At 56.6% G+C, this 24,669-nt stretch carries 22 protein-coding genes and 1 tRNA gene; 15 read left to right on the plus strand and 8 right to left on the minus strand.

The annotated features are described in order from the left end of the window. Nucleotides 1–134 precede the first annotated feature (134 nt). Entirely contained in the window at nt 135–569 is a 435-nt protein-coding gene (locus AC2FLO_RS05065; RefSeq protein ID WP_496751671.1) for an ion channel, read from the plus strand. On the opposite strand, the gene cls is transcribed toward AC2FLO_RS05065, so the two are convergent. From cls to AC2FLO_RS05080, 3 genes are all read right to left on the minus strand, one after another. Continuing rightward, nucleotides 566–1,978, minus strand: a complete 1,413-nt coding sequence (gene cls, locus AC2FLO_RS05070) for a cardiolipin synthase (protein ID WP_496751673.1) — start codon at nt 1,976–1,978, stop codon at nt 566–568. The genes AC2FLO_RS05065 and cls overlap by 4 nt on opposite strands. A gap of 24 nt (nt 1,979–2,002) precedes the next feature. Next, nucleotides 2,003–2,974, minus strand: coding sequence for an HAD family hydrolase (locus AC2FLO_RS05075; RefSeq protein ID WP_496751675.1), 972 nt, complete (start codon nt 2,972–2,974; stop codon nt 2,003–2,005). 94 nt (nt 2,975–3,068) lie between these two features. Further along, nucleotides 3,069–4,688, minus strand: coding sequence for an arylsulfatase (locus AC2FLO_RS05080; RefSeq protein ID WP_480584329.1), 1,620 nt, complete (start codon nt 4,686–4,688; stop codon nt 3,069–3,071). A gap of 205 nt (nt 4,689–4,893) precedes the next feature. On the opposite strand from AC2FLO_RS05080, the gene AC2FLO_RS05085 reads away from it, so the two are divergent. Then, a complete protein-coding gene (locus AC2FLO_RS05085; RefSeq protein WP_496751677.1) occupies nt 4,894–5,562 on the plus strand; it encodes a Crp/Fnr family transcriptional regulator in 669 nt (222 codons plus the stop codon). A 99-nt stretch (nt 5,563–5,661) separates the two neighbouring features. Here AC2FLO_RS05085 and AC2FLO_RS05090 read toward each other — a convergent pair whose 3' ends face one another. Beyond that, a complete protein-coding gene (locus tag AC2FLO_RS05090; protein ID WP_480480827.1) occupies nt 5,662–6,750 on the minus strand; it encodes an AI-2E family transporter in 1,089 nt (362 codons plus the stop codon). 171 nt (nt 6,751–6,921) lie between these two features. Here AC2FLO_RS05090 and AC2FLO_RS05095 point away from each other — a divergent pair, with 171 nt between their 5' ends. The 3 genes from AC2FLO_RS05095 (at nt 6,922) to AC2FLO_RS05105 (ending at nt 9,965) form a co-directional block, all read left to right on the plus strand. Next, the gene (locus AC2FLO_RS05095; RefSeq protein ID WP_480472895.1) at nt 6,922–7,788 is read left to right on the plus strand and encodes a YihY/virulence factor BrkB family protein; all 867 of its coding nucleotides are present in this window, start codon (nt 6,922–6,924) and stop codon (nt 7,786–7,788) included. Further along, nucleotides 7,785–9,686 carry a cytochrome c3 family protein gene (locus AC2FLO_RS05100; protein WP_496751680.1) on the plus strand — a complete coding sequence of 634 codons (1,902 nt, stop codon included), beginning with the start codon at nt 7,785–7,787 and terminating at the stop codon, nt 9,684–9,686. Before AC2FLO_RS05095 ends, AC2FLO_RS05100 begins: the two co-directional genes overlap by 4 nt. Before the next feature lie 87 nt (nt 9,687–9,773). Beyond that, complete coding sequence (locus AC2FLO_RS05105) at nt 9,774–9,965, plus strand: hypothetical protein (RefSeq protein ID WP_480480831.1); 192 nt, start codon at nt 9,774–9,776, stop codon at nt 9,963–9,965. A gap of 2 nt (nt 9,966–9,967) precedes the next feature. On the opposite strand, the gene AC2FLO_RS05110 is transcribed toward AC2FLO_RS05105, so the two are convergent. Both AC2FLO_RS05110 and AC2FLO_RS05115 read right to left on the minus strand, forming a co-directional pair. Then, the gene (locus tag AC2FLO_RS05110) at nt 9,968–10,684 is read right to left on the minus strand and encodes an RlmE family RNA methyltransferase (protein ID WP_267365935.1); all 717 of its coding nucleotides are present in this window, start codon (nt 10,682–10,684) and stop codon (nt 9,968–9,970) included. Next, nucleotides 10,684–11,796, minus strand: coding sequence for a Ppx/GppA phosphatase family protein (locus AC2FLO_RS05115; RefSeq protein WP_267365936.1), 1,113 nt, complete (start codon nt 11,794–11,796; stop codon nt 10,684–10,686). The genes AC2FLO_RS05110 and AC2FLO_RS05115 overlap by 1 nt, the downstream gene beginning before the upstream one ends. Before the next feature lie 178 nt (nt 11,797–11,974). Here AC2FLO_RS05115 and AC2FLO_RS05120 point away from each other — a divergent pair, with 178 nt between their 5' ends. The 6 genes from AC2FLO_RS05120 (at nt 11,975) to AC2FLO_RS05145 (ending at nt 17,520) form a co-directional block, all read left to right on the plus strand. Next, the gene (locus AC2FLO_RS05120; RefSeq protein ID WP_496751683.1) at nt 11,975–13,861 is read left to right on the plus strand and encodes a PhoX family protein; all 1,887 of its coding nucleotides are present in this window, start codon (nt 11,975–11,977) and stop codon (nt 13,859–13,861) included. Between the two features lie 249 nt (nt 13,862–14,110). Beyond that, on the plus strand, nt 14,111–14,407 hold the full coding sequence (locus tag AC2FLO_RS05125; protein WP_209503861.1) for a virulence factor: 297 nt from the start codon (nt 14,111–14,113) through the stop codon (nt 14,405–14,407). 25 nt (nt 14,408–14,432) lie between these two features. Then, nucleotides 14,433–15,359 (plus strand): methylenetetrahydrofolate reductase, encoded by a 927-nt coding sequence (locus tag AC2FLO_RS05130; RefSeq protein WP_267365938.1) that lies wholly within the window; start codon nt 14,433–14,435, stop codon nt 15,357–15,359. A gap of 9 nt (nt 15,360–15,368) precedes the next feature. Further along, nucleotides 15,369–16,424, plus strand: a complete 1,056-nt coding sequence (locus tag AC2FLO_RS05135) for a methyltetrahydrofolate cobalamin methyltransferase (RefSeq protein WP_267365939.1) — start codon at nt 15,369–15,371, stop codon at nt 16,422–16,424. 126 nt (nt 16,425–16,550) lie between these two features. Further along, entirely contained in the window at nt 16,551–17,378 is an 828-nt protein-coding gene (locus AC2FLO_RS05140; RefSeq protein WP_267365940.1) for a polyphosphate kinase 2 family protein, read from the plus strand. Between the two features lie 68 nt (nt 17,379–17,446). Then, nucleotides 17,447–17,520, plus strand: a tRNA-Gly gene (locus tag AC2FLO_RS05145). A gap of 238 nt (nt 17,521–17,758) precedes the next feature. Here the strand turns inward: AC2FLO_RS05145 and AC2FLO_RS05150 are convergent. Further along, entirely contained in the window at nt 17,759–18,070 is a 312-nt protein-coding gene (locus AC2FLO_RS05150) for a helix-turn-helix domain-containing protein (protein WP_496751686.1), read from the minus strand. A gap of 581 nt (nt 18,071–18,651) precedes the next feature. On the opposite strand from AC2FLO_RS05150, the gene AC2FLO_RS05155 reads away from it, so the two are divergent. After that, on the plus strand, nt 18,652–19,467 hold the full coding sequence (locus tag AC2FLO_RS05155) for a terminase small subunit (RefSeq protein ID WP_496751688.1): 816 nt from the start codon (nt 18,652–18,654) through the stop codon (nt 19,465–19,467). 582 nt (nt 19,468–20,049) lie between these two features. On the opposite strand, the gene AC2FLO_RS05160 is transcribed toward AC2FLO_RS05155, so the two are convergent. Continuing rightward, complete coding sequence (locus tag AC2FLO_RS05160; protein ID WP_496751690.1) at nt 20,050–21,627, minus strand: tannase/feruloyl esterase family alpha/beta hydrolase; 1,578 nt, start codon at nt 21,625–21,627, stop codon at nt 20,050–20,052. 133 nt (nt 21,628–21,760) lie between these two features. On the opposite strand from AC2FLO_RS05160, the gene AC2FLO_RS05165 reads away from it, so the two are divergent. From AC2FLO_RS05165 to AC2FLO_RS05175, 3 genes are all read left to right on the plus strand, one after another. Next, nucleotides 21,761–21,934, plus strand: a complete 174-nt coding sequence (locus AC2FLO_RS05165) for a hypothetical protein (protein ID WP_496751691.1) — start codon at nt 21,761–21,763, stop codon at nt 21,932–21,934. A gap of 67 nt (nt 21,935–22,001) precedes the next feature. Continuing rightward, a complete protein-coding gene (locus AC2FLO_RS05170; protein ID WP_496751693.1) occupies nt 22,002–23,312 on the plus strand; it encodes an adenylate/guanylate cyclase domain-containing protein in 1,311 nt (436 codons plus the stop codon). A gap of 282 nt (nt 23,313–23,594) precedes the next feature. Next, the gene (locus tag AC2FLO_RS05175; protein WP_496751695.1) at nt 23,595–24,482 is read left to right on the plus strand and encodes an SAM-dependent methyltransferase; all 888 of its coding nucleotides are present in this window, start codon (nt 23,595–23,597) and stop codon (nt 24,480–24,482) included. The last annotated feature ends 187 nt before the right edge of the window (nt 24,483–24,669 follow it).

Raw genomic sequence — 24,669 nt, forward strand, 5'->3', positions numbered from 1 at the left:
CCAACTGTCCAGTGCAGACCTTACTCCGGTTCCTTTCGCCGCAGGCTACTTCATCCGGCGGCGGGGTTGTGCCTTGTGGTTCTAAAGGTCATTGTGCCCGGGCAATCCATGGTCGTAATTCAGGGTGAGAATACATGACGTTGCTGCATCAGATCGTTTGGGGCAGTACCTTTCTGGGTATTTGCATCCTGATCGAGATTCTCTTTCTGACCTGGTGCACGATGTCCATAATCAAGATGGACAGAAAATGGGTCACACGCGGGGTGTTTGTGGCAACCGCAGGGCCGATTGCCGTTGCTTTGGGGTTCATTATCGCGACGCACACCATTCAGGTCTGGATCTGGGCTATCGTCTGGGTATTGCTGAATGTGCTGCCGGACTGGAACTCGGCCATCTATTTCTCTTTGGTGACGTTTACGACGCTTGGATACGGCGACATCGTTCTGGGTGAAGGGCTGCGCATCTTCGGCTCGTTTGCCTCGGTCACCGGGCTGTTGGCGTTTGGATTGTCGACCGCGTATCTGGTCGCACTGATGACACGCGTTTTTCAGGAGAAGTTCTTTTCCTAAAGGATCGGTGCAAACAACCGCGCCAGTGGCGCACCAAAGCGGATGTGGGCCGGTTGTTGACGCAACCTGCGGGTCAGTTCGTAACTAGATTCAAAATCTTGTTGTAGCATCTGGTCGACGGCCTGCGCAGCCCGGGCATCAAAGAACAGCGCCATTGCTTCGAAGTTCAGACGGAAGGACCGGTTGTCGAGGTTTGTTGTTCCAACAGCGGCCAGCGTATCGTCTACAACGAACGCCTTTTGATGCATGAACCCGCCGGTATAGCGGAACACGCGCACGCCGCAGTCGCGGATTTCATCGAAATAGGCAAACGCGGCCAGCCAGGGCAGGCGATGGTCGATCATGTCAGGAACAAGGATGCGCACATCCACACCGCGCATCGCTGCATGTTGCAGTGCTGTCATGACATCGATGTCGGGTACGAAGTAAGGCGACGCAATCCACAACCGTTCTTTTGCCTCGGCGATTGCCGCAAAGAACATCATGGCGCCAGTTTCGGTTTCGTCTCCGGGCCCGGTCGCAACCAGCAGGGCATTCATGTTCTGTTCGGATTCACTGCCCGCCCAGTCAAGTTCATCAATCAGGTCTTCGTTATGTGCCCAATGCCAGTCTTCGGTGAAGATAAGCTGCAATTGCCGGACGACATGACCGGACATCATTATGTGAGTGTCGCGCCAGTGGCCGAAATGCGGGTGTTTGCCCAGATATTCCTCGCCTACATTGTGGCCACCGATAAAGCCTGTCTCGCCATCGATAATGACAGTTTTGCGGTGGTTTCGGTAATTCAGTTGAAACCGGAAATTCGGGCCGCGTTGCTGACGAGGGTCGGCGACATCAATCCCGGCTTCACGCATGGTATCCAGATACGCGCGCGGCAAACCATAACTGCCGACTGCATCGGTCATGAAACGGACGTGAACCCCACGCTTCGTCGCCTCGATCAGCTTGGATTGCAGTTTGCGGCCCAGTGTATCGTCTCTGATGATGTAGAACTGAATGAGGATATAGTTCCTGGCCTTGTCGATGGCGTCGAAAATGGCGTCGAATGTGGCGTGCCCGTCAACCAGCAGCTGGGCACCGTTTCCGCTGGACACAGGGAGATGCGCCAGAAACTCGAACGGGCGCGGATTGATCGACATTGAGGAGGGATCGGGCCTTGAATAATCGGCAAAGGTTTTGATCCCTTCAACAACCCGCTCACTTTTCTGGCGCGCGATGCGATATCCGTGAAAGCGATGGTGTCCCAGAAAAAGATACAACGGCACCGCCAGGAAAGGTGCTGAAACCAGAAAGACCACCCACCCAACTGCACCTTGCGGTGTCCGCGCGGTTTTCGCCGCTCGGATCGAAAACACAAATGCAGCCACGTACAACGTGAATACAAAGATAGATACCAGCGCTGTCCACATGGGGTCTTACATCTTTCGGGCCGTTTAGTTTTCCCCAGTGTAGATGCGTGACCAGTCTTGCGCCATATCGACAATGATCCATCCCTTGTCAGGACCCTGATCCAGCCCGTCTGCCAGCTTTCCTATCGGGCTTTCGCGGTCATAGGCCCATTCGCGTTCGGCGTCCGTGTGATGGATCAGAATTCCCAAACGCGGGCCACCACCCGACGTTGTCCAATCCAGCATAGCGAAATCTCCGTCCGAGTTGCCTGCGGCCAGAATCGGGCGTCTGCCAATCGTACGTTCGATGTTGATCGGCTTGCCTTCCTTGTCGTCAATGAAGGCTAACCCCGGTGCCTTGATGATCGTCGGGTTGCCGTCGATCACCTTATAGGTGCTGTCTGCATAACTCCCCAATATCTGTTCCGGTGGGATACCATACGCATCCTCGGCAAAGGCGCGCATGAAATGAATGCCGCCGCCGGATACGATGTAGGTCTTGAAACCCTCATCACGCAAGTAACGCAGCAACTCGACCATCGGCTGATAGGTCATCTGGTCATAGGGCAGGCCGGTGCCAGGGTGGCGTTCGGTTTCCAGCCACTGCGCAACACCTGCCTGAAAGTCATCGACGCTGGTGCCAGAATGCGATGCGTTGACAACTTCGATCAGCGCCTCATGCCCGCCTTTAAGAACGGCCGCTAGATCACCCTTTGCTGCAGCTTCCAAAGCAGGAGTTGCCAGGATCGACGGGTCCCGCTCGGCCAGATCGGCCAGTCGGTCCATGGCAAAAACAAACTGGAAATACACGGGCTGTTCGGCCCAAAGCGTTCCGTCATTGTCGAATACGGCGATCCGGTCATCGGGCGTCACGTAGTGAGCTGAGGCAGGGTCGGTCACCTCGTCAATAAACGAAACGATTTTCGCTTTGGATTCTAGATTGTTCCAAGAGGGCAAGGGGTCGGCGATGGCGACCGCCGCTCCTAGCGCACTGCACAATATCAAAAATAGACGCACAAATTTTTCCTCAATTTTCAACCGACAATGAGAAGTGCCGGGGCCCCGGTATCGGGACTCCGGCTTTGCTGTGTCTTGGATCAAACGGCCAGCATCACGGTGCGCCCGGAGGCGACGTCAACTTCTCCATCACCTTGTCGAGGCTGAAGCTCGCCGCTTCTTGTCGGGGTGGGTATTCCTTGAAGGTTTCAAGGAACTGCGCGACATAGGCCTGTGCAGGCACCAGCATGTATGCACGGTCGAGCATCCAGTCATAGTAGGTGTTCGATGTGCGATAGCCACGCTCGTATGGGTCGCGTCGCAAGTTGGCGATCAATGGCACACGCAGGGGGGTCAGAGGCTCCATCCAGGCGCGCAAGGTTGCCCATGCCTTCTGTTCAAGGAAGGTAATCTTCCAATCACCGAAGCGCAGTGCCGCGAGGTCACCATCGTCCGTGAAATAGAAGATTTCCCTGCGCGGGCTCTCGTCTGTTTCGCCGGTCAGCAACGGCAAGATGTTGTAGCCATCCAGATGCACGCGGTAGTCACGTCCGCCGCCAACTTCGGCCACGGTGACGCCTTCCAGAAGATCTTCTTTCACGGTTTCGTTGCCAGCCGCCGCCAGGAATGTTGGCAACCAATCCATATGGTGCACGATCTCGTTCGACACAGCGCCTTCGGCAATCTTGCCGGGCCACCGAACCATGGCAGGTACGCGCCATGCGCCTTCCCATTGGGTGTTTTTCTCACCCCAGAACGGTGTCATCGCGGCATCTGGCCACGTATTCATGTGCGGACCATTGTCGGTCGAATAAAACACGATGGTTTTGTCGGCGATGCCCAGCTCGTCCAGCGCAGTCAGGAAGTCACCGATATGCATGTCGTGTTCGATCATGCCAGCCGTATACTCATCAACCTGCTTGCCCACGATTTCATTGGCTTTTGCCCATTTCTCTTCGGAAACATGCGTGCGGAAATGCATCCGGGTGCCTGACCACCAGACGAACCACGGTGTGCCGCTTTCCTCTTGTTTGCGGATGAATTCAATCGCTGCCGCTGCGGTTTCATCGTCGACCGTTTCCATACGCTTCTTGGTCAGCGGGCCGGTATCCTCGATCTCACCACCTGCTGTCGACTTGATTACACCGCGCGGTCCGAAAGCTTGTCGGAAGGTTCTGCCATCTGGCAGATTAGCATCATTGGGATAGTCGATGTTTTCCGGCTCCTCCTCGGCGTTGAGATGGTAGAGATTGCCAAAAAACTCGTCAAAACCGTGGTTTGTTGGAAGATGTTCATCCCGGTCACCCAGGTGGTTTTTTCCGAACTGACCTGTGGCATAGCCTTCTGCTTTCAGAAGGCCCGCAATGGTCGGGTCTTCGATCTGCATGCCTTCCTCAGCGCCGGGCAGGCCAACTTTGGACAGGCCCGTACGGAAAACGGATTGCCCCATGATGAAAGATGATCGCCCGGCCGTGCACGACTGTTCACCGTAGTAATCCGTGAACATCATGCCTTCTTCGGCAATACGGTCGATATTGGGTGTCTGATACCCCATCAGACCCCGCGTGTAGGCCGAGATGTTGGACTGGCCGACATCGTCGCCCCAGATCACAAGGATATTCGGTTTCTGGTCCTGCGCCCAGGCGGGTATGGCCAGTGTCAATGTGGCGGTTACCACGGCAAGTCGGCGCAAGTTACTGCGCCAGGTGCCGGATAGCGAACATGGAGGTAACATGGTTTGCTCCTGATTTGAGAGGATCTTAGTGACCCTTGGAAAATTAAATCTCCGGCGTTCAATCGCATGAACAACACGGCAGCAATGTGTTGATTCCCATGTCGAAAATATCAGATTCTGGGAATCGAACGTTTTCAGCATAGGTCAGTTCTTGCGTCGGAAACTCATCATATGATTATATCTCAAAGTACAAATGTGAGACAAAATGAATAATCTGAAGCTATTACGAAACACCGGATGGTTCAGTGACCGCTCGTCAGAGTTTCAAGCCGATTTGGCAGCTCTTGGCATACTGAAATTGGTTGAGGCGGGTGAGACACTGTACCACTACGGTGATCCGGCAAATGGAATCTACGCGATCCTCAGCGGTGGTGTGCAGATAACGGCCCCTGCGGATGACGGTCAGGAGTTCGTTTTGCACCGCTATGGCGCTGGGTTCTGGATCGGCGATCTTGCGTTGTTTGCAGGTGCACTGCGTCTGGTCAGTGTTGTCACGACGCAAGCCACTCAAGCCTTGTTTTTCCCTAACCTGAGCATCTCGCGGTTGATTCAGAACAATCCTGACTACATCCGGGATTTCTATGCGTTAACGCATGAGAATATGCGGACCGCATTGCGCATCATGGCAAATCTGGCCGTGACGGGAACGGAAAAGCGGCTGGTCCTGAGGTTGCTTCACTTGGACGAAGGAACCTCGAAAACCGAGGGCTGGATTGATGTTTCCCAAGACGATCTGGCGGCGATGATTGCTGTATCGCAACCGACATTGCACAGGAACCTTCACCGGCTTGTGGATTTGGGGTTAATAGAACTGGGGTATGGCCGGGTTCGACTGCTGGATCGGGGCGCATTGATAGCCAGTTGTCAGACCTGAGGTTTCGGGTAGCGACACCGGCATGCGGTCCAATATACGCGGACAGGCTGGCCGCTGTGTACTGCACCCGACGAACTTAAGCCTACGCCACGCCGTGGTTCAGTTTTTCGCACGCGCCTGACTGTCCTCCTCGCCCAATTGGCCGTCCAGAGACATCATGATTGCGACCGGGCGTAAAGCAGGGATGTGGCTGAACACGATTAGGATGCAGACCGTCAGTGGCACGCTCAGGAAAGCGCCGATCAGGCCCCAGACAGTTGTCCAAAAGGTCAATGCCAGAATAACTAGGAATGTCGACATGTTCAGCGAACGTCCCAGCATGGCCGGATCAAGGAAGTTACCGATCAGGAATTGTAGGGTGCCGCACCCAAATAAGATAATCAGAAACGGAACGATCGTATCAAACTGAACAAGCGCGATCATGGCTGGGAAAAACACCGCTATGATCGACCCGATCGAGGGTATGAAGTTCAGAGCAAAGGTCAAAACGGCCCAGGTTTCCGCATATTCCAAACCAAGAACCCTGAATACAAAATAACTGATGCCCGCTGTGATCAGGCTGATTAGTGTCTTTACCCCAACATATCGTTGCAGGCTGATCGATATGGCATCAAGCATGGTCGCAAAATCTGCGCCGGTTTGGGGGTCACCAGCCGCAAGTTGAATTTTCTTGCGAAAGGCCAGACGCTCGGCCATCAGGAACGCGACATAGAGGCTGATCAGAAAGAACTGGTTTAGCAGGGACGTAGCGCTGCCCAGCAACAGGCGTGCGACATAGGTCATGTCGATGCTGACCAGATTGTCGCGGATGAAAGTGGTGACATCGTTGCCGACAAGACCGGTTATGCGCTCAACCGCCCCGTCGAACTGGTTTTCGTAGGTGCTGACGGACCGAGCAAACTGCGTTGCCTGACTGCCCAGCACGTACATGATCATGAACAATCCCACCAGAACCACGGTCACTCCGGCGATATTGGCCAACCAGACCGGAGCACGGGTCAGCGCGGTAACGCGGTCGCTCAGCGCAATGATCAGAACATTGACCAGCAGCGCCATGGCAAGTGGGATCAGGAAGTTCGCCCCGGCATAAAGCCCCAGCACTATCAGCGTCGCGATAATGCAGGTGTCGCGGACAACAGACAGTTTTAGCCTGGGGCGAGCCGTGAAATCTTCCTGATCCGGGATCATTCAGTATCCTGTTTATCTGTTCTTACGTAGGCTGGTGATCGCCCGTCTTTACCCAATCCTGCACCTGCAATCCGTTTTTAGCAATGCAGTCAGCCGTTTGCAGATCGGCATTTGTCACTTTGATATCGATGACGGGTTCTGAGTTTTATTTCGGCAGGTTAGGGTTGCAGGATGACAAAGCCCACGATTCCCCCGTTTGGCCGCCCGCTGCAGGCGCTATGGCTGGCACTTCGCCGGTTCGTCAGGAAAAACGGACCTGTCATGAGCAGCCACGTCGCCATGTCGTTGATGATGGCCCTGTTTCCCTTTGTGTTGTTCACCGTGGCGCTGGCCGGGGCATTGTCGCAGGACTATGTCACTGATGAGTTGATTGATCTGTTGTTCGGGGCATGGCCCAAGGATGTTGCGGACCCGATCGTGGCCGAATTGCGTGCCGTTCTGGCCGGGGCAGGGTCGGGTGTGATTACGCTGGGTGGCTTGCTTGCGATCTACTTTGCCTCCAACGGGGTTGCCGCAGTTCGCGCTGCGATGAATCAGGCCTATCACGATCAGGACAGTTGGCCTTTCTGGAAGACCCGGCTGTTGTGTCTGGTTCTGGTTATCCTTGGCGGTTCGGCAATCCTTGTTATTGCAACGGTCGAGGTGGTCTTGCCGGTCTACACGAAACTGGTGGCAGAGCATACCGAAGCTCCGGTAGCGGACTGGCTGTCCGTAGATCGCCTGCGGTGGACGTTTACCGTGGCCGTTCCGGCAGGCACCGTCCTGCTGGCACATCTAATTCTGCCAACCCGCAGGCACAGCCTGACCCAGATCCTGCCCGGCGTCATACTGACATTGGTTTTGTGGGCAGCTGGCGGATGGGCATTTTCAGTCTATATCAGCCAGTTCGCCACCTACAGTGCCACATATGCGGGTTTGGCCGGGGCAATGGCTGCGCTGATCTTCCTGTATCTGTGTTCTGCGATGCTGATCCTTGGCGCTGAATACAACGGCGCATTGATCGACCTTCGGAACGCCGCTGAAGGAGATATGGCATGAGATTTGCCATTCTGGCGGCTTGCTTAACCCTCGCAAGTGAAGGGCAGGCGCAGTCACTGGAATATGTCGGATCGGATCAATGTTCGGACTGCCATCAACGCGAGGCCGAGGCATGGGCTTCGTCTCATCATGCCTTGGCCTGGACGGAAGTTGGCGACGGCCATCTGGTCGCCGATTTCGATGGAACCCGGTTCGTGCAGAACGGGATGACGGTTGAATTTACTAAACAGGTAGACAGGTTCACAGCTCGTGTAACTGAAAAAGACGGTGCGACGACGGCATATGATGTGCATTCCGTCGTTGGGATTACGCCTCTGCAACAATTTCTGTTTGAAACCGAACCGGGGCGGTTGCAAAGTTTTGATGTGGTCTGGGATACCGAGCAGAAGCGCTGGTATCACTTATACCCCGATCAGGATCTGCCGCCAGAAGACGGGCTGCACTGGACGGGCCCTTACAAGAACTGGAACGCGCGCTGCGCCGAATGTCACGCCACAGGGTTTGAAAAGAACTACGACGCGCAATCCAGAACATACTCTTCCCGACAGGCTGAGATTGGAGTTGGCTGCGAAGCTTGCCATGGACCGGGGTCGGCACATATCGATTGGACCAAAGGGCAGGGCGTTGCCGGGGGTCTGAGTGATAGAGGCTTTTCGATGAGCTGGGGCAAGGGCCAGACCGAGGCCGAGATCCAGCAATGCGCCGGATGTCATTCGCGGCGCGAGGCGCACGGCAACGGAAATCCTTTGCCGGGAACCCCGTATCATGATGCCTATAACCTGGCTGTGTTGCGGCCCGGTTCGTATCATCCGGACGGGCAAATACTTGATGAGGTCTACGTTTACGGCTCATTCCTGCAATCCAAAATGTATGCCCGAGGGGTCGGGTGTATGAACTGCCACGAGCCACACAGCGCGCAGTTGAAGGCCGAAGGCAACGGTATTTGCACGCAATGTCATTCCATGGCCGCAAACCCTGAATTCCCGACGCTAGCGAAACAGGAATACGATACCCCCAGTCACCATCATCACGTTATGGATAGCGCGGGTGCCCAGTGCAAAAGCTGCCACATGATCGAACGCACTTATATGGGAGTGGACGGTCGCCGGGATCACAGCTTTCGCGTGCCGCGACCGGATTTGGGATTAGGGGCTGATGCCTGCACTGATTGCCACCAGAATAAGGATCAGGTCTGGGCTGCCAGCCGGATCAAAGGGTGGTTTCCTGACACAGCCAATCGGGGCGCACATTTTGGTACGGTATTCAAAGCTGCTGCCGATGGTCAGTTGAAAACGCCAGAGGGTTTGATTGCTGTCGCAATGAATCCCTCGCAACCCGCTATCGTGCGCGCAACAGCGGCGTATCTGCTGCAACCCTTCGGCTCGCCCGAAGTTGCCGCGCACACAGCGCGACTGTTGCAGGAAGACGATCCGCTGATACGCGCAAATGCAGCAGCCTTGCAGCGTCAGGCGAGCCCAACGGATCGTGCGCAAAGGTTAGAGCCCCTTTTGTCTGATCCTTTTCGCAACGTTCGCATTGCCGCCGCCAAGGAGTATCTGAGTATCCCTCCTCAAGCTCTGACACCTCAGCAACAGGGTCTGGCCGGGCAGGGGATGGCCGCGTGGCAGGCGGCGATCTCGAACAGGCTGGATGCCCCTGAAACGCATCTGGTTCTGGGGGGCATGGCGTTGACGCTGCGCAACGCCCCGGCCGCCGAACGGGCCTTTCGCGAGGTTGTAGCGCTGGACCCTCAACGCGCCGAAGCGTGGCCCATGGTGGTACAGCTGGCTCAGATCAACAGCGGCCCGGAAGCCGCACGTATCGCCTTACGCGAAGCCTTGATCAGGTTGCCCGATGACCCGGCCTTGCTGCAATTGTTGCAACAACTGGGCCCCTGATCCGGCACAGGCTTGCCCGATTTGTTCCATCTTCACGGCAAGATTTTACGCTAACAGCATTTCAGAACTGTTGTTTTGAGGTGATGCATGTCCACTGAGTCAACAAGACAGAAAGCAACCGGGCCGAACCCTGCTACGCTGGCGCAGCGCATTGAAGAGCTGCGCAATCGCGAGCCTGTATATGTTTCGCACGGGGATACTCTGATGTTGCAGGGTATGGCGGCCACGTCGTTGCGTGAACAACGTCTGACCGGAAACCGTATCCGTTTGGAAGATTAAGTTCAGCCGCGAAACCCGGTTGCTATAACGAATTTCTCGGAGCTGTCCGAACGGGATGCGGGCGGTTTCACATGCGCCACTTTCTGAAATTTCTGCTTCAGAAGTTTTTGCAAATCGCCCTCGGCGCCGCCAGCAAGAACCTTGGCTACAAATGTGCCACCTTCTTCCAGCACATCAAAGGCGAAATGGGCCGCAGTTTCACACAGCGCGATGATCCGCAAATGGTCGGTTTGCTTGTGACCCGAGGACGCTGCGGCCATGTCCGACATTACAACATCCGCCTTGCCACCCAGCCAGTCCTTGACCTTCTGGTCGGCGTCATCCTCCATGAAGTCCAGCACATGGGTATCGGCACCCGCAACCGGTTCCACTTCCTGCAAGTCGATGCCCAGCACCGTTCCGATCCGTTTCCCCGATTTTTCACCAAGCGCGTTTACCCGTTTGACTGCAACCTGGCACCAGCCACCGGGTGCGCATCCCAGATCAACAACCCGTGCTCCGGGTACGAGAAAGCGGAACTTGTCGTCAAGTTCCATGATCTTATACGCGGCCCGCCCACGGTATCCTTCGGTCTGGGCGCGCTTGACATAGGGGTCGTTCAATTGCCGTTCGAGCCAGCGGGTCGAACTCAGCTTGCGACCACGAGCGGTTTTTACCTTTACCTTCAGGTCACGTTGCCCGCGCCCCGAGTTGTTTTTGCCAGTTGGTGTCTTCGCCATCAGAACGGTCCGTCTTCCAGTACCCCGTCCGCGCTCATCTGTGCATAAAGCAGGCCCTCGCGCAGCCCCCGATCTGCCACGGAAAGGCGATCAGTGGGCCAACAGCGCAACAATGCCTGCAAAATGGCCGAGCCGGACATGATCAGGGCCTGCCGGTCTTCCCCAATCCGAGGATCCCGGCGGCGCCCATGAGGGCCGAGTTCTAAATACCCGCGTATCACTTTGTCAATCTGGTCACTGGTCATACGCAGCCCGTCAACTTTGGTCCGGTCATACCGCTTGAGCCCCAGATGCGATGCCGCAACCGTAGTGACAGTTCCGCTGGTGCCGACGATCTGAAAACCTTCACGGGTTTGTTCATCTTTGTAAGGTGCGAAATCGGCCAGGTTTTCTTCAAAAAACCAGCTCATTAACGCAAACCGCGCGGCGTCGTTTTCGACGTCATTGAACTGATCCCGCAACGTGGCAACACCCAGCGGCACGCTGATCCAGTCCACGACTTTTGCAGCCGGAAAAGGGCTGTCGACCGTGTGAAATCCGTTATGCAAACGCATGATCGCAGCCGGGCGGTCACGGCGAGGGACAGACGAAATGTCGATCCAGACCAGCTCGGTCGAACCGCCGCCAATATCGACAACCAACAGCTGTTCGGTCTTGGTGGACACCAGCGGGGCGCAGGAAATCACCGCCAAACGGGCTTCTTCTTCGGGTTGGATGATTTCAAGCGTCAGCCCGGTTTCGCGTTTGACCTGTCGGATGAATTCGCGGGAATTCTTGGCGCGGCGGCAGGCCTCGGTTGCGATCAGACGCATCCGTTTCACTTTGTTCCGTTTCAGCTTTTGTTGACAGATTCGCAGCGCCTGAACGGTGCGTGCCATCGACGCCCGCGACAGACGTCCGGTGCGTTCCAGACCCGCGCCCAGCTGCACGGACTTGGAGAAGCTGTCAACCACATGAAACCCGCTGCCCTTGGGCTGGGCTATCAACATGCGGCAACTATTTGTTCCCAAATCCAGAGCCGCATACAGGGCATCCGGATCGGGTCTTGCCGGCGCGGGGCTTTCGACCGCTTGCGGGAACGCGCCCGCACCTTTGGGACGCTTGGGCGCCATCGTAACGCCCTCCGATTTTCGAGTTGACTTGACCCTAGGCGGGGCATCGCCGACGTGCAAGCGATTTCCATTTCGAATTTAGTCTGGATGTCACACGCCGTTCATACTGAGGTGCGATTTGAACTTTGATCCCGTTTGAGGGATTCTTGATCGCAATTAGCCGCAGACGGAGCCTGCCATGAAAGATGAACGTGTCCTGACCTTTGACGAATTCGATGAAGTGGTGAATCCGCGCCCAGAGGAATGTGAGTTTGACCGCGTCGTCGAGCGTGCCTTATCACGTCGTGGGTTTCTGGGCGGCGTATTGGCGATGGGAAGTTTCACGGCGTTGGGTGGGGCGCTGCTTCCGACTGGTGTACGCGCAGCCGCGGATCGCTTTGCGTTCGAGGCGATTCCGGCGTCAACTGCCGACGACGTCATCGTGCCGCCGGGCTACAAGGCCGAGGTGATGGTGCGCTGGGGTGATCCGCTTTGGTCTGATGAGCCCGAATTCGATCCGGCCACCCGTGGAACTGCCGCCAGTCAGGAACGTGCATTCGGTGATAACACCGACGGTCAGGATGTGTTTCTGCACGAGGGTCACGTTCTGCTGGTCGTAAACAACGAATACACCAATCGCGATATCCTTTGGGGAAACAACCCGGACGCCAAGGCCGCCTCGGATGACGATGTTGCCAAGGGCATGATGGCGCATGGTGTGACGGTGGTCGAGATTGCAGCTACCGACGGCAAATGGGGTATCGTCAAGGATAGCCCGTATAACCGCCGCATCACGCCGCAGACAGACATGTCACTGACGGGCCCTGCCGCGGGCCATGATCTGTTGAAAACTGCCGCTGATCCGACAGGCACCACCTCTAAGGGCACTTGGAACAACTGTGGCAACGGCATGACCCCATGGGGGACGTATTTGGCCTGTGAAGAGAATTTCAACGGCTACTTCTCGGCTGAAGACGAAAACCATGAAGTCAGCGCCGAACTTCAGCGCTATGGCGTTTCGACCAAGGACTGGGGATACGGATGGGCCGGAATTGACGAGCGTTTCGATGTCTCGAAAAACCCTAATGAGCCGAACCGCGCAGGCTATGTTGTCGAAATCGACCCAACCGATCCGGCCTCGACCCCTCGCAAGCTGACCGCGCTTGGTCGGTTCAAGCATGAAAACGCCGAGACCATTGTGAACAACGACGGTCGTGTCGTTGTCTACATGGGCGATGATGAACGGGGTGAGTTCCTGTATCGCTTCGTCTCGGAAGGTGTTTATGCCGCTGGTGTGGATACGAATGCGCTGCTTGAGAACGGTACGTTGTCGGTTGCAAAGTTCAACGACGACGGGACTGGTGAGTGGCTGGACCTGACCCCCGAAACAACTGGTATGACGTCGCAGGCCGAAATCTGCATCCATACACGACAGGCAGCGTCGGCCGTGGGCGCGACCACTATGGATCGCCCGGAATGGGTTGCAGCCAATCCGAACGCGCCCGAGGTCTATTGCTGCCTGACCAACAACAAGAACCGCGGTGTGAAACCGAATGCCGGTGGCGACGACACTTCGGTCAACGGGCCGAATCCGCGCGAGGCGAACAAATACGGTCAGATCGTGCGCTGGCGTCCTGAACGCGGAGACCATGGCGCATCGGGTTTCGGATGGGACCTGTATGTACTGGCCGGAAACCCGACCGTGCATCAGGATGCGTATGGCGGTTCGGACAATGTCAACGCCGACAACATGTTCAACTCGCCCGATGGGCTGAAGTTTGACAGCAACGGCCTGCTGTGGATCCAGACCGACGGCAAATACAGCAACGAGGGCGACTTCGAAGGGCAGGGGAATAACCAGATGCTGGCAGGCGACCCGGTTACCGGTGAAATCCGTCGTTTTCTGGTTGGCCCGAACGAGTGTGAGATCACTGGGCTCAGCTGGTCGCCGGATCGCCGCACCATGTTTGTTGGTATTCAGCACCCCGGTGAAGACGGCAACAGCCACTGGCCCGACGGTGGTAACTCGGTTCCACGTTCAGCCATCATTGCGGTTACTCGTGAAGACGGCGGGCTGGTCGGTTAACCCTGGCAAGACGCGCTGAATCAAGCCTCGGGCGGGTCATGCCGTCCGGGGCTTTTTGTTCATTATGCAGCGCTCTCATAGTGACAATGAGAATTTTGGTATGCGTTTTCGCCGCGAGACGGGTTAAAACCCCGCCACGCCACCGTGGGCGAAAACGTCGCTTGAAAAGCGCCGGGTGTCGAAAACCGACCGACCCATCCCCACATTGAAGTTTAGAACCGGCCCATCGGGTTAGGAGGAATCACAGTAATGCCTGACGTCACCATCGTGTACTGGCGCGACATTCCCGCTCAGGTCATCGTCGGCAAAGGCCGTCGCGGCGCGAAGCGGCAATTGGAAGAACGGTTCGAGCAAGCCATCGACCGCGCCGCCATGAAGGTAAACGCCAAGGACAGTGATGCCTATCTGGCCGAATGGCGCAAGGCCGAGCCTTTTGCGGTTGATGGCGACCCGGCAGAAGTAGCCGAGGCCGAGGCCCTGCGTCTGGAAAAGGAATACGATCAGGACCGCATTAAAGCGCTGATCGCAAATGACGGTTGGGCATAAGCCCGGATCTTAATGGGAGGCCTCAATGGCTTTGCTGAACTTCAAGAAACGTGATGTGGTCGAAAACAGCCCTGTGAACCCGACCGTCGAAGCCTTCCTGCAAGGCTATTCGATCGAGGTCATGCCGCGGACCGCCGAAAAGGTCGAGGATTTTCGCGCTCTGCTGCCCGAGGGCACACGCGTTTACATTGCCCATATCGAAGGCACCCCGATTGAAGATATGGTCAAGACAGCCAAGCGGATTGCAGCCGAAGGCTATCCTGTCATGCCCCACTTCCCGGCGCGGATCATCAAGGATGCGGCGACGTTGGAAAACTGGATCTCGATGTACCAGGGCGAGGCGGGCGTCGAGCAGGCGCTGTTGCTGGCCGGTGGCGTGACAAAGCCGCATGGCGATTTCGACAGTTCCATGCAGCTGATGGAAACCGGTCTGTTCGACAAGGCAGGGTTCAAACGTCTTCATGTTGCCGGTCACCCCGAGGGGAACAAGGACATCGATCCCGATGGGTCCACCAAGAATGTCGATGACGCCCTGCGCTGGAAACAGAAATTCAACGAGACCACGGATGCCGAGATGGCGCTGGCAACCCAGTTTGCCTTCGATGCCAAACCGATCATCGCCTGGGCAGATAGTCTGAAAGAGGCGGGTATCGACCTGCCCATCCACATCGGTATCGCCGGTCCGGCCAAACTGCAGACCCTGATCAAGTTCGCAATTGCCTGCGGCGTCGGCCCGTCGCTGAAAGTTCTGCAAAAGCGCGCCATGGATGTGTCGAAGCTTCTGCTGCCCTATGAGCCGAATGATGTTGTGACTGAATTGGCCAACCACAAGGCGGCCAACCCGGATTTCAACATCACCAACGTGCACTTCTTCCCGCTGGGCGGGATCAAAACCAACGCCAACTGGGCGATCAATAATGGCGGCGCCTCGGCGCAGCCTGCAAACTCCTAAGGAACGGACATGACCCGTACAGTCGTAGAATCAAAAACAAAAACCGCAGTTCTGGGCTTTGACGAACCGTTCTGCGTGATCGGCGAGCGGATCAACCCGACCGGTCGGAAAAAGCTGGCGGCCGAACTGGAAGCAGGCGATTTCTCGACCGTCGAGAAAGATGCGCTGGCACAGGTGATGGCGGGCGCAACCGTTCTGGATATCAATGCGGGCGTCGTCTACAACTCGAACCCAAACCCGAACGAGACCGAACCGCCGCTTATGCGCAAGATCGTTGAGCTGGTGCAGGGGCTGGTTGAAGTTCCGCTGTGTATCGACTCGTCGGTTCCCGGTGCTCTGGAAGCGGGTCTTGAGGCGGCGGAAGGTCGCCCGCTGCTGAACTCGGTCACAGGTGAGGAAGAGCGCCTGGAACTGGTTCTGCCGCTGGTCAAAAAATACAATGTTCCTGTTGTGGCAATCTCGAACGACGACACAGGCATCTCGGAAGACCCCGATGTCCGTTTCGAAGTGGCCAAAAAGATCGTTGAACGTGCCGCTGATTTCGGCATCCCTGCGCACGACATCGTTGTTGATCCGCTGGTCATGCCGATCGGTGCGATGGCAACTGCCGGTCAGCAGGTGTTTGCTCTGGTCCGTCGCCTGCGCGAGGAGCTGGGCGTTAACACCACCTGTGGCGCGTCCAACATCTCGTTCGGTCTGCCGAACCGCCACGGCATCAACAATGCCTTCCTGCCGATGGCAATGGGTGCCGGCATGACCTCGGCGATCATGAACCCGGTGGCTCTGCCGGTGACGCAGGCAAAAATCGCCGAGAAAAAAGAAGCCGTTGCCGCAGCTGGCATCATCCTGCCCGAAGGCATGGATGACGAGACGTTCGTTCAGATGTTTGGCCTGGGCTCCACCAAGCCGCGCGCCGGTAAGGAGATGGAGGCCATCCGCGCCGCCAACCTGCTGACCAACAACGACCCGCATGGTGGGGAGTGGATCAGGTTCAACAAATCACCTGACGAGGCCGGTGGCGCAGCCGGTGGTCGTCGCGGCGGTGGCCGTCGTCGCCGCGCCTGATTACATCAACAAAGACAGCTAAGGCCGGGCACTGTGCCCGGCCTTTTTCGTTTGACCCTGATCAATGTCGATTTTGCGCAAGGGTTCAGGATATCCTGATCCGGGACGCAACGATCAGGTGGCACCATGCGTAAACATCACCCCCCGAAACTCTCAGAAGCGGATCTGACCAAGCGGTTGGGCAAAAAGGAGTATTTCGAGCAACTGATTGATCTTCAGGCCAAGCTGGCCAGGATTCAACAAGCGTATCTGTTTCACGGGCTCAAAGGTGTGCTGGTGTTCGAGGGTTGGGATGCGGCAGGCAAGGGGGGAACCATTCGCAGGATCAGCCAGGCTTTGGACCCGCGCAGCTTTAAGGTCTGGCCAATTGGGGCACCCCGGAACTACTACCTCAACCGGCATTACCTGCTGCGGTTTTGGGAACGTTTGCCACCGTCCGGAGCGATATCCGCTTTCGACCGCAGCTGGTACGGGCGCGTGTTGGTCGAGAGGATCGAGAACCTGACACCGGAAACACGCTGGCGCGCTGCTTATCAGGAAATCAATGATTTCGAACGCATGCTGGTCGACGATGGTGCCCGGATTGTCAAGCTGTTCTTCCACATCTCTGAAGATGAACAGATGCAGCGGTTTACTGAACGGCTGAGAAACCCGTTGAAGCGCTGGAAATTGACATACGAGGATTTCAGGAATCGCGAGAAATGGGATGATACCGAGATCGCCGTGGATGAAATGCTGGCCCGGACGTCGACCGATCTGGCACCGTGGCACGTGATACCGGCCAATAACAAAAGATACGCGCGCATCAGCGCCATGAAGGCCATTGTCAAAGCCTTTTCAGCCGGGGTCGATCTGAACCCGCAACATCTGGACAGCCGCACGCTTGAGGCGGCCATCCAGGCTTTGGATGTAGATGACTCGCTGATCGACAGTCTTCGTGCGCGGACCGAGTAACTTTTCCGGGCAACCTGAAACGATCCGGCTTGCGTGTCAGGGAACTCTGGTTATATCTCAGGGGTGCGGCGGGTATGATGTAATGGTAGCCTGTCAGCTTCCCAAGCTGAACGCGCGGGTTCGATTCCCGCTACCCGCTCCATAAAATACAGCTAAGCTTCGATAAAGTAACAATAAAAAAATGGGGCAACCGAATTTGCCCCACATTTTGCCCCACATCTGGGTTTCAATACCTGCCGATTATGCGGCCCTTCCTTCGTTCAGCTTTTCCAGATCTTCGACCTTCACCATCTTGCAGACCGTGCCCCGGTGACTATACGATTTGCCGTTTTTTCTGTGCACAAGATCGGTTGATCCAATTTGCATGGTGTGTAGAACGTTCACTCTTTATCCAGGGCGGATCCCTTAGCTACTTTCGCCCATTCGAGCCAAGCTTTTCGCTGTTCGGGGGAAAGGGCACGGAACGCCTCGAGAAGAAGCACCTCTTCGTCTTTGTCAGGTGCGCTGAAATCTACAAGCTCAGTTGGCTCCACATCAAGGGCTGCGGCAATAATGGCCTGCTTCTTGGTGGTGAGCGGACGTTTCCCCTTCTCCAATTGCGCCAAATAAGATCGAGATAAATCAACCTTCACTGCAAGTTCGTCCTGAGTAAGCCCTTTGGCTTGCCGGATTTCTTTAATGCATATTTTCATGATCGATCTTTGGAGCCATTGTGGAGCCCGTATTGGCGGTTTCTATGGGGTTTGCTGTGCAGTGAACCTGATCTGCGTTGGAGCCTGACAATTGGGCCTTGTGAGAGGTTGCGTCGTATCGGTAGAGAACTGCAGGTTCGATGTACTTTGTTGGGGGATGATCCGTTTGATTAGTGCCATTTCCACTCTTTGCTGCATAGGTGGATCGCAATCTCAGGGCTCGACATTTTCTCGATCAATGACCTTTTCCATGCGTGTACTCCTTGGCCTCATTTGTAAAGTATACATGTTGCACTATGCAACAACAAAGTGAACACGTTTACAATTTTCATGATGTGAGGGTCGGAGCCAGCGCAGGAGCCAAGTAAGAGCCAAATAACTACCTGTTTAGAATAAATAATATTTACATACGGAGCCAAGTAAGAGCCACAACAGGAGCCAAGCAGGAGCCACTAAAGTAACAACTAAACAATACATTGGTGGTGGTGGTAGGGATTTTGATGATCACATCTTGTTGCTTAAAGCAGAGTTTGTGCCTATCCTGCGGGGGATTTTGAGGCGCAAGAGGCACCGCCCCGAGAATGAGCAGCACAACCGACAATCCAGCCTTGGCAGACACAACCTGGCTCGATCAATTCGACCTGAACCCGCGTCAGCGGGCCTTTGTGCTTGCCTACCTTGCTGATCCGAACGGGAAACAAGCTGCAATCAGTGCTGGATATGCAAAAGGATCAGCGGAAGTCACCGCATCCAAATTGCTAAGCAATGCTAAGGTTGCCCGTGCTATCGCTGAGGGCCGCAAACAGGTCGAGAGCAAGGCCATGCTGGATGCAGAGGGCATTGTGAACCTCTGGACGCAAATCGCCCTCGCAGACCCCAACGAGCTAACTCAGCACATCATCGCGCCCTGCCGCTACTGCTACGGCATCGAGCATCAGTACCAGTGGAAAACAGAACGGGAGTTCACCGAGCGTAAGGCCGAAGTGATCTTCTCGATGTTCCACGACGACGATCTGCGCGACAAGGCCATGGCCGGTCTGATCGTAGATCCGCGCATCCCTGACGACGCAGGCGGCTACGGTTATCGCCTCACAGATCCGCCAAACCCAGCCTGTCCCGAGTGTTCCGGCATGGGGACCGAAATCACCCGCATGGCCGACACCCGCAAGCTCAGCCCCGCTGCGCGCCTCCTGTTCGATGGCGTGAAGGAAACCAAGCAGGGTGTCGAAATCAAGATGCAGGACCGTGCCAAGGCGCTTGAGAACATCGCCAAGCACTACGGCATGTTCGCAGGCAAGGTCGATGCAGAAGAGGTCAGCCCGCTCGACCGCCTAATTCAGCGCATGATGGGCGCAGGCAACGCAGTGCCTGTCAATCCCAGCAACGAAAGTAACTAATTGGCTAGTGCGCCCTGCATCGCAGGCCGTTGCTGGTGAAATGGATGGTACTGCTGAGAACCTTGAGGTTGTGGAGCCCAGCAACGCCGCTTAGTTTCGGGAAAATGATATTGATGCGGTTAAGACCCTCGTGATCGGGCGAGAACAGATGCGATATGGATAATCCTCCTGTCGCCCTTGAATCACGACAGCGCAGTTGAAGGAATCTACCGAGTAATGACCGCTCAGCATGAGAACCTGTCATCCGATAGAAACCGTCTTATGACGGCTTAGAGCCCAGAGCGGACTCCCAGTTTCTGTCGAGTTCGCTCCCGCGACATAGAAACACCCGACGAGGAACCCCAGTGAGTAGAATGCCGGTGCAAGCGCTGCCGCCTCTAGCGACGCGCCGGTCTCGGCAAAGTACAGGGCCACACTCGTCGCGGATGCGGCCGTCACCAGCTGAACCGCCGCCATCGAGATAAAGAGCGACCTTAGGGTAAGAAGTCTCTCTCAAAACGGGTCCATTGATCGCTCTGTGTCCCGGCAGCCGGCTGGCGGGCTTCAACCTGATCCCGCCTACATCGCCAGGATTGGGCCGGCTCATCCCGGTGTCTGGCAACTGAAGCTCTCTGGGTTGTTCGGATCGCCGGACCCGTCATAAGTCACAACTGCCGGGTGCGCACAAATGATCCGCCCGCCTTGGCCTGTCGGCTCCCGGGTCAGCGGATGGACGAACGGCGCGTCAAGCTGGTCGGGCGCTTGACCTGTATCCAGCCAGTGTTCGAGCGCGGCGATGTAGTTGGTACCATCCGGTCCCGGCCCGCCCCGGCAATGGGTGACGCCCGGACGAACGAACAATCGCACGTCGTCACGGGCGGCCGGATCAAATTCAATCACCTTTTCGTAGTAGTCGATGGTGCCGTATGCGGACATCGATCCGTCCATCCAGCTGTTGTCGATTATCAGTTTTCCACCATTGCCCCGGAACTCGGAGAGATCCGGATCGTCGGCGTCAAGCGTCGGGCTAACGCGCGCGGCATGATGTGCGAAATCCGAAAAGTCGTACCCCTCGTAGGTCCAATCCGGATCACTGAAGAAGAAGTACCTGAACATCCCCATGGTAAAACCCCACGTCGCGTTGGGCATCGGGGGGGCTGGGAACACTTCCACCGCGTCCTCGTCGCCGGGGTGAAAGTCGATGTCTGCACCCTCGACATAGCCGCCGGTGGTCCAAAGCGACCAGCCCAGCGGGTTGCCCGGCAATTCCACGCCCATAGGCATGCCCGGCCATGACAAGCCGCCAAATTCCACCTCGCTGTAGAGGTCCGCCGCAATCCGGACCTGTTCCTCGCTCAGGCACTGGTTTGTCTGAACGTCCCCGCACTGAAGGCTTGAAACGTCAAAAGTGCACTGACGCGGGTCATTAAGAATCCCGTCCTCCAGCCCGTCGATCGCGTCGCATTCGTCCATGATCGCATTCCCGATCAGCGCCTGCGCATCGACGTCGAGTACCGGTGTCGAAATCTGGTTCGGATCGGGGAACATGTTCATGGCGTCATACAGCCAGCGACCGCCCAGTTCCTGCGTCCAGGAATAGGCCGGAGCACCGGCGTAAATCCCTTCGAACAGGTCCGGAGATCGCTGCGCCAACATCATCGCCTGCCCTCCACCACGGGAGCAGCCAAAAAACAAGTTACGTTCGATATCCGACCCGTAGTAATCGGCGATAATCGCCTTCGAAGTCACGGCTGTGCGGTGCACGGCCTGAAACCCGAAACTTACCTGCCGTTCAAGATTGTTGAGCGCCCAGCTTGCGTCGCCATTATTGCCCTTATGGCCTGTATCGGTTGTGACAGTCGCCCATCCGTCAGCCAGAATGTTCCCCACCAAAAATGCCGCATTGTTGAAGTCGCCGGAAAACCCGCCCCCTCCGCCCATGACGAATTTTCCGTTCCAGTTGTCCGGAAGCAGTAGTTCAAATTGGGTTTCAGTTCCGATTTCGCCGACGACACGACAGTGCGCCGCCGGGGCCGAAACGGACTCTGCGGTCAGGAACCGTACGTCCGGAACGCTTGGAATTGCGTTCACGTTGCATTCGGCGGCCGCCGACACCGGTGCCGGCATCGTGCCGGCGAGAGCAAGGCCGATCGCTACAATTTTGGGCAGGTTGGTGCGCATAATCTGGCACTCCGGGTTTCAGGTCGGAGCAGTTTGAGCGCATAAGTGTCCCAAGCGCAAGCGAAAGCTGAGCGACCTGCCCGGCCACGCATTTTGGCCAAGTTGATCCGCCGCCAGAGACCCCGAGAACCGAGTGCCGACCCGTGCAAACGCCGCGCAGCAGCGAACGGCAGCGTTGTCCGCAACTGAGACATTAGCCAAGAACGCAGCTAATGGCCGGTTTTCCGCATTGCGGTCATTGATGCTTTACGCAGCGTATGACCGCCTTGAGCCCAAAGCGGATGGGGCCGCATTTGCCAAACAATGATATTGTCGGGCCGATCTATTGCATTCTACCCTGACCCTAGGGCCCAAACGACAGAAAGCGAGCGCTCATGCCACCAAGAACGCAGTATGCAAAAAGCGGCGACGTTCATGTTGCCTACCAGGTTTACGGCGAGGGACCGAAGAACCTTGTTCTGGTACCTGGCTTCGTATCGCAGATAGAGACGTACTGGGAAGAGCCGAACTGGGCCAAGTGGCTTGAGCGGCTGGGCCAGTTCGCCAGGGTGGTCCTGTTCGACAAGCGGGGCACCGGCCTTTCAGATCGTGGCGTCGCTGTTCCGGACATGGACAAACGCATGGACGACATCCGTGCTGTGATGGACGCAGCGGGCATGGAGTCGGCCTATGTCATGGGTATATCCGAAGGCGGTTCGCTGGCGTCCGTCTTTGCCGCCTATCAGGCAAGGCGCTGTGACGGCCTGATACTGTATGGCGCGTTCGCAAGATTCGAGTCCTGGTTCCCGACACGGGAAGCCCTCGAGGAATTGTTCGCCTATGCAGAGACAGCCTGGGGCACCGGCGCGGCGCTTCCCCTTTTCTGTCCGGACACCGGGAACGACCCATCTTTTCAGGACTGGTGGGGAAAATACGAAAGGACCGGAGCATCGCCGCGCGACCTCATCGAGATCATGAAGGTCAACAGCAAGATCGACATCGCCGATATTCTCCCGGCGATTCAAGTGCCGACCCTTGTTCTGCACAAGAAAGAGGATGCGCTAATCGACATAGAGGGGGGTCGCACTCTGGCGCGCCTGATCCCCGGTGCAAGGCTCGTGGAGCTGAGCGGGCGGGATCATTTCGTTTTCCTTGGAAAGGAAGGAGAGCAAATACTCTCTGAGGTCCAGACCTTCGTGACCGGTTCGGCCCCAAAGCCCATTTTCGACCGGGTCCTGGCGGCAGTTGTCTTTACGGACATTGTCGACTCGACTTGCAAGGCAGAGGAACATGGTGACGAAGCCTGGAGCGCGATGCTGGCGGCACACGACGCTGCTGTGAGGGAGCAGCTTCGACAATTTCGCGGCCACGAGGTCAAAACGCTCGGAGATGGCTTTCTCGCGACCTTCGATGGACCGGGACGCGCCATTCATTGCGCCAAGGCGATCGAAGAGGCCGTCGCGCGGCTCGGTATCAATGTTCGCATAGGCGTCCATACAGGAGAGATCGAAGTCGCGGACAACGACGTACGCGGTATCGCGGTAAATATCGCTGCCCGACTGGGACAGATCGGCGGCGGTGGAGACGTGATCGTTTCGCGGACGGTCAAAGATCTTGTGGCCGGTTCCGGACTCGATTTCGAAGACCTCGGAACACATAATCTCAAGGGATTGGCAGAGGGCTGGCAAGTCTACCGGGTGCTGTGAGACGATGTCGTCACACCCTTATCAAGTAGCGCATGCGCTTTGTCCGCAACTGAGACGACGGAGGCAGTCGCAGCGAATGCCCGGTGTTGGCAATAGCGGTCGTCGCGGTGCAAGAGCGGACATTGCCGCGCCGCCGTGCGGTCTTGAGTGACCGCTGAAGGCGGCTTAGCGGGCATCTGACAAAAACGCTCAGATGACCCAAACGAGCCCAAAGTGGCCAAGTGCTTTACTCCGACTCGCTTCAAGTGAAGGATAGAGACGATAGGAAGAGGGAGCGAGACTATGGCCTTTGCTGAAGCAATGGCGGCAATCCAAAAACACATCAGGGCGGCAGACGCACTCGCTGCGCTGGGCGCAAGAATTGGGGCGGCCTCAGGCCACCTCCGACCAAATGATACTCTTGCCTCGAAGCTTGACGCTGTCGTTGACGCGTTCGAGCCCGACTTGCTGGACGGCTTGACGGACGAAGAACTGGACGCGCTCTATGGGTTTGTCAGGGCAGCCATGCGCCAAATGCTGCATCTACTAGAACTACCCGACGACGGCAGCTCCGGTTGGTCGTTCGACGACCCTGGCATTCTCGAAACTCAGGGACGTTCATCCCGGCTCGTGACGAAATTGCTGACCGAGTACGCGGCAAAAGAGCCCGAATTCGAGGCCACCCTGTCAAACGCTCCACGGTTTCTTGATGTTGGGAGCGGCGTCGGATGGATTTCTTTGTCCATGGCCCAGCAATGGCCATCGCTTACTGCAATCGGCATAGACATCCTCGGACCTGCTCTGGACCTTGCCGCCACTAACCTGGAACAAACAGGGCTTTCCGATCGCGTCACCTTCAGAAACGAGAACGTCGCCGACCTGAAGGACAATGCTGCTTTTGACGTTATCTTCGTACCGGTCATTTTCCTTCCCGAGGCCATCATTGACCAGACCTTCAGGAACCTTCACCGGGCACTCAAGCCGGGGGGATGGCTGTTTGCGGCTGCATATCGTGTGCCGGAGGATCACCAGTTGGCTGCTCTCAATGACCTGAGAACAACAATCTCAGGAGGTCGAGCCTGGAGCGACAAGGAACTGGCGGCGATGGCGGAGAGCGCCGAGCTTGTTTCGGTTGGAGACATCGCTGTTGGTTCACCACTCCATCTTTGGGCATCCCGCCGCAAATCCTAGAGTGGCCCAATGACTGCTGAGTCCGCACACCGGACCTCGCTGCTCGTCACACCAAAGTCCGCTGACTGCGCCAAAAGGGACATCTGATTCATTGTGTCGAATGTCTCTGGAGAGCCCAATGCAGTCGTCTTCTTCCGCTGTGGTGCTGCATAAAATAAAGAAATTTAGTGCTGGACCAACTTGTATG

This window comes from Ruegeria sp. TASC047 (genome assembly GCF_059612445.1).

Excerpts from the sequence above, each read along its gene's own strand:
- AC2FLO_RS05085 (WP_496751677.1), top strand. The coding sequence starts at position 4,894 with ATGAATAATCTGAAGCTATTACGAAACACCGGATGGTTCAGTGACCGC.
- AC2FLO_RS05100 (WP_496751680.1), top strand. The coding sequence starts at position 7,785 with ATGAGATTTGCCATTCTGGCGGCTTGCTTAACCCTCGCAAGTGAAGGG.
- AC2FLO_RS05065 (WP_496751671.1), top strand. The coding sequence starts at position 135 with ATGACGTTGCTGCATCAGATCGTTTGGGGCAGTACCTTTCTGGGTATT.
- AC2FLO_RS05125 (WP_209503861.1), top strand. The coding sequence starts at position 14,111 with ATGCCTGACGTCACCATCGTGTACTGGCGCGACATTCCCGCTCAGGTC.
- AC2FLO_RS05140 (WP_267365940.1), top strand. The coding sequence starts at position 16,551 with ATGCGTAAACATCACCCCCCGAAACTCTCAGAAGCGGATCTGACCAAG.
- AC2FLO_RS05110 (WP_267365935.1), bottom strand. The coding sequence starts at position 10,684 with ATGGCGAAGACACCAACTGGCAAAAACAACTCGGGGCGCGGGCAACGT.
- AC2FLO_RS05080 (WP_480584329.1), bottom strand. The coding sequence starts at position 4,688 with ATGTTACCTCCATGTTCGCTATCCGGCACCTGGCGCAGTAACTTGCGC.
- AC2FLO_RS05120 (WP_496751683.1), top strand. The coding sequence starts at position 11,975 with ATGAAAGATGAACGTGTCCTGACCTTTGACGAATTCGATGAAGTGGTG.
- AC2FLO_RS05090 (WP_480480827.1), bottom strand. The coding sequence starts at position 6,750 with ATGATCCCGGATCAGGAAGATTTCACGGCTCGCCCCAGGCTAAAACTG.
- AC2FLO_RS05155 (WP_496751688.1), top strand. The coding sequence starts at position 18,652 with ATGAGCAGCACAACCGACAATCCAGCCTTGGCAGACACAACCTGGCTC.
- AC2FLO_RS05150 (WP_496751686.1), bottom strand. The coding sequence starts at position 18,070 with ATGAAAATATGCATTAAAGAAATCCGGCAAGCCAAAGGGCTTACTCAG.
- AC2FLO_RS05115 (WP_267365936.1), bottom strand. The coding sequence starts at position 11,796 with ATGGCGCCCAAGCGTCCCAAAGGTGCGGGCGCGTTCCCGCAAGCGGTC.
- AC2FLO_RS05135 (WP_267365939.1), top strand. The coding sequence starts at position 15,369 with ATGACCCGTACAGTCGTAGAATCAAAAACAAAAACCGCAGTTCTGGGC.
- AC2FLO_RS05160 (WP_496751690.1), bottom strand. The coding sequence starts at position 21,627 with ATGCGCACCAACCTGCCCAAAATTGTAGCGATCGGCCTTGCTCTCGCC.
- AC2FLO_RS05175 (WP_496751695.1), top strand. The coding sequence starts at position 23,595 with ATGGCCTTTGCTGAAGCAATGGCGGCAATCCAAAAACACATCAGGGCG.
- AC2FLO_RS05130 (WP_267365938.1), top strand. The coding sequence starts at position 14,433 with ATGGCTTTGCTGAACTTCAAGAAACGTGATGTGGTCGAAAACAGCCCT.
- AC2FLO_RS05170 (WP_496751693.1), top strand. The coding sequence starts at position 22,002 with ATGCCACCAAGAACGCAGTATGCAAAAAGCGGCGACGTTCATGTTGCC.
- cls (WP_496751673.1), bottom strand. The coding sequence starts at position 1,978 with ATGTGGACAGCGCTGGTATCTATCTTTGTATTCACGTTGTACGTGGCT.
- AC2FLO_RS05095 (WP_480472895.1), top strand. The coding sequence starts at position 6,922 with ATGACAAAGCCCACGATTCCCCCGTTTGGCCGCCCGCTGCAGGCGCTA.
- AC2FLO_RS05105 (WP_480480831.1), top strand. The coding sequence starts at position 9,774 with ATGTCCACTGAGTCAACAAGACAGAAAGCAACCGGGCCGAACCCTGCT.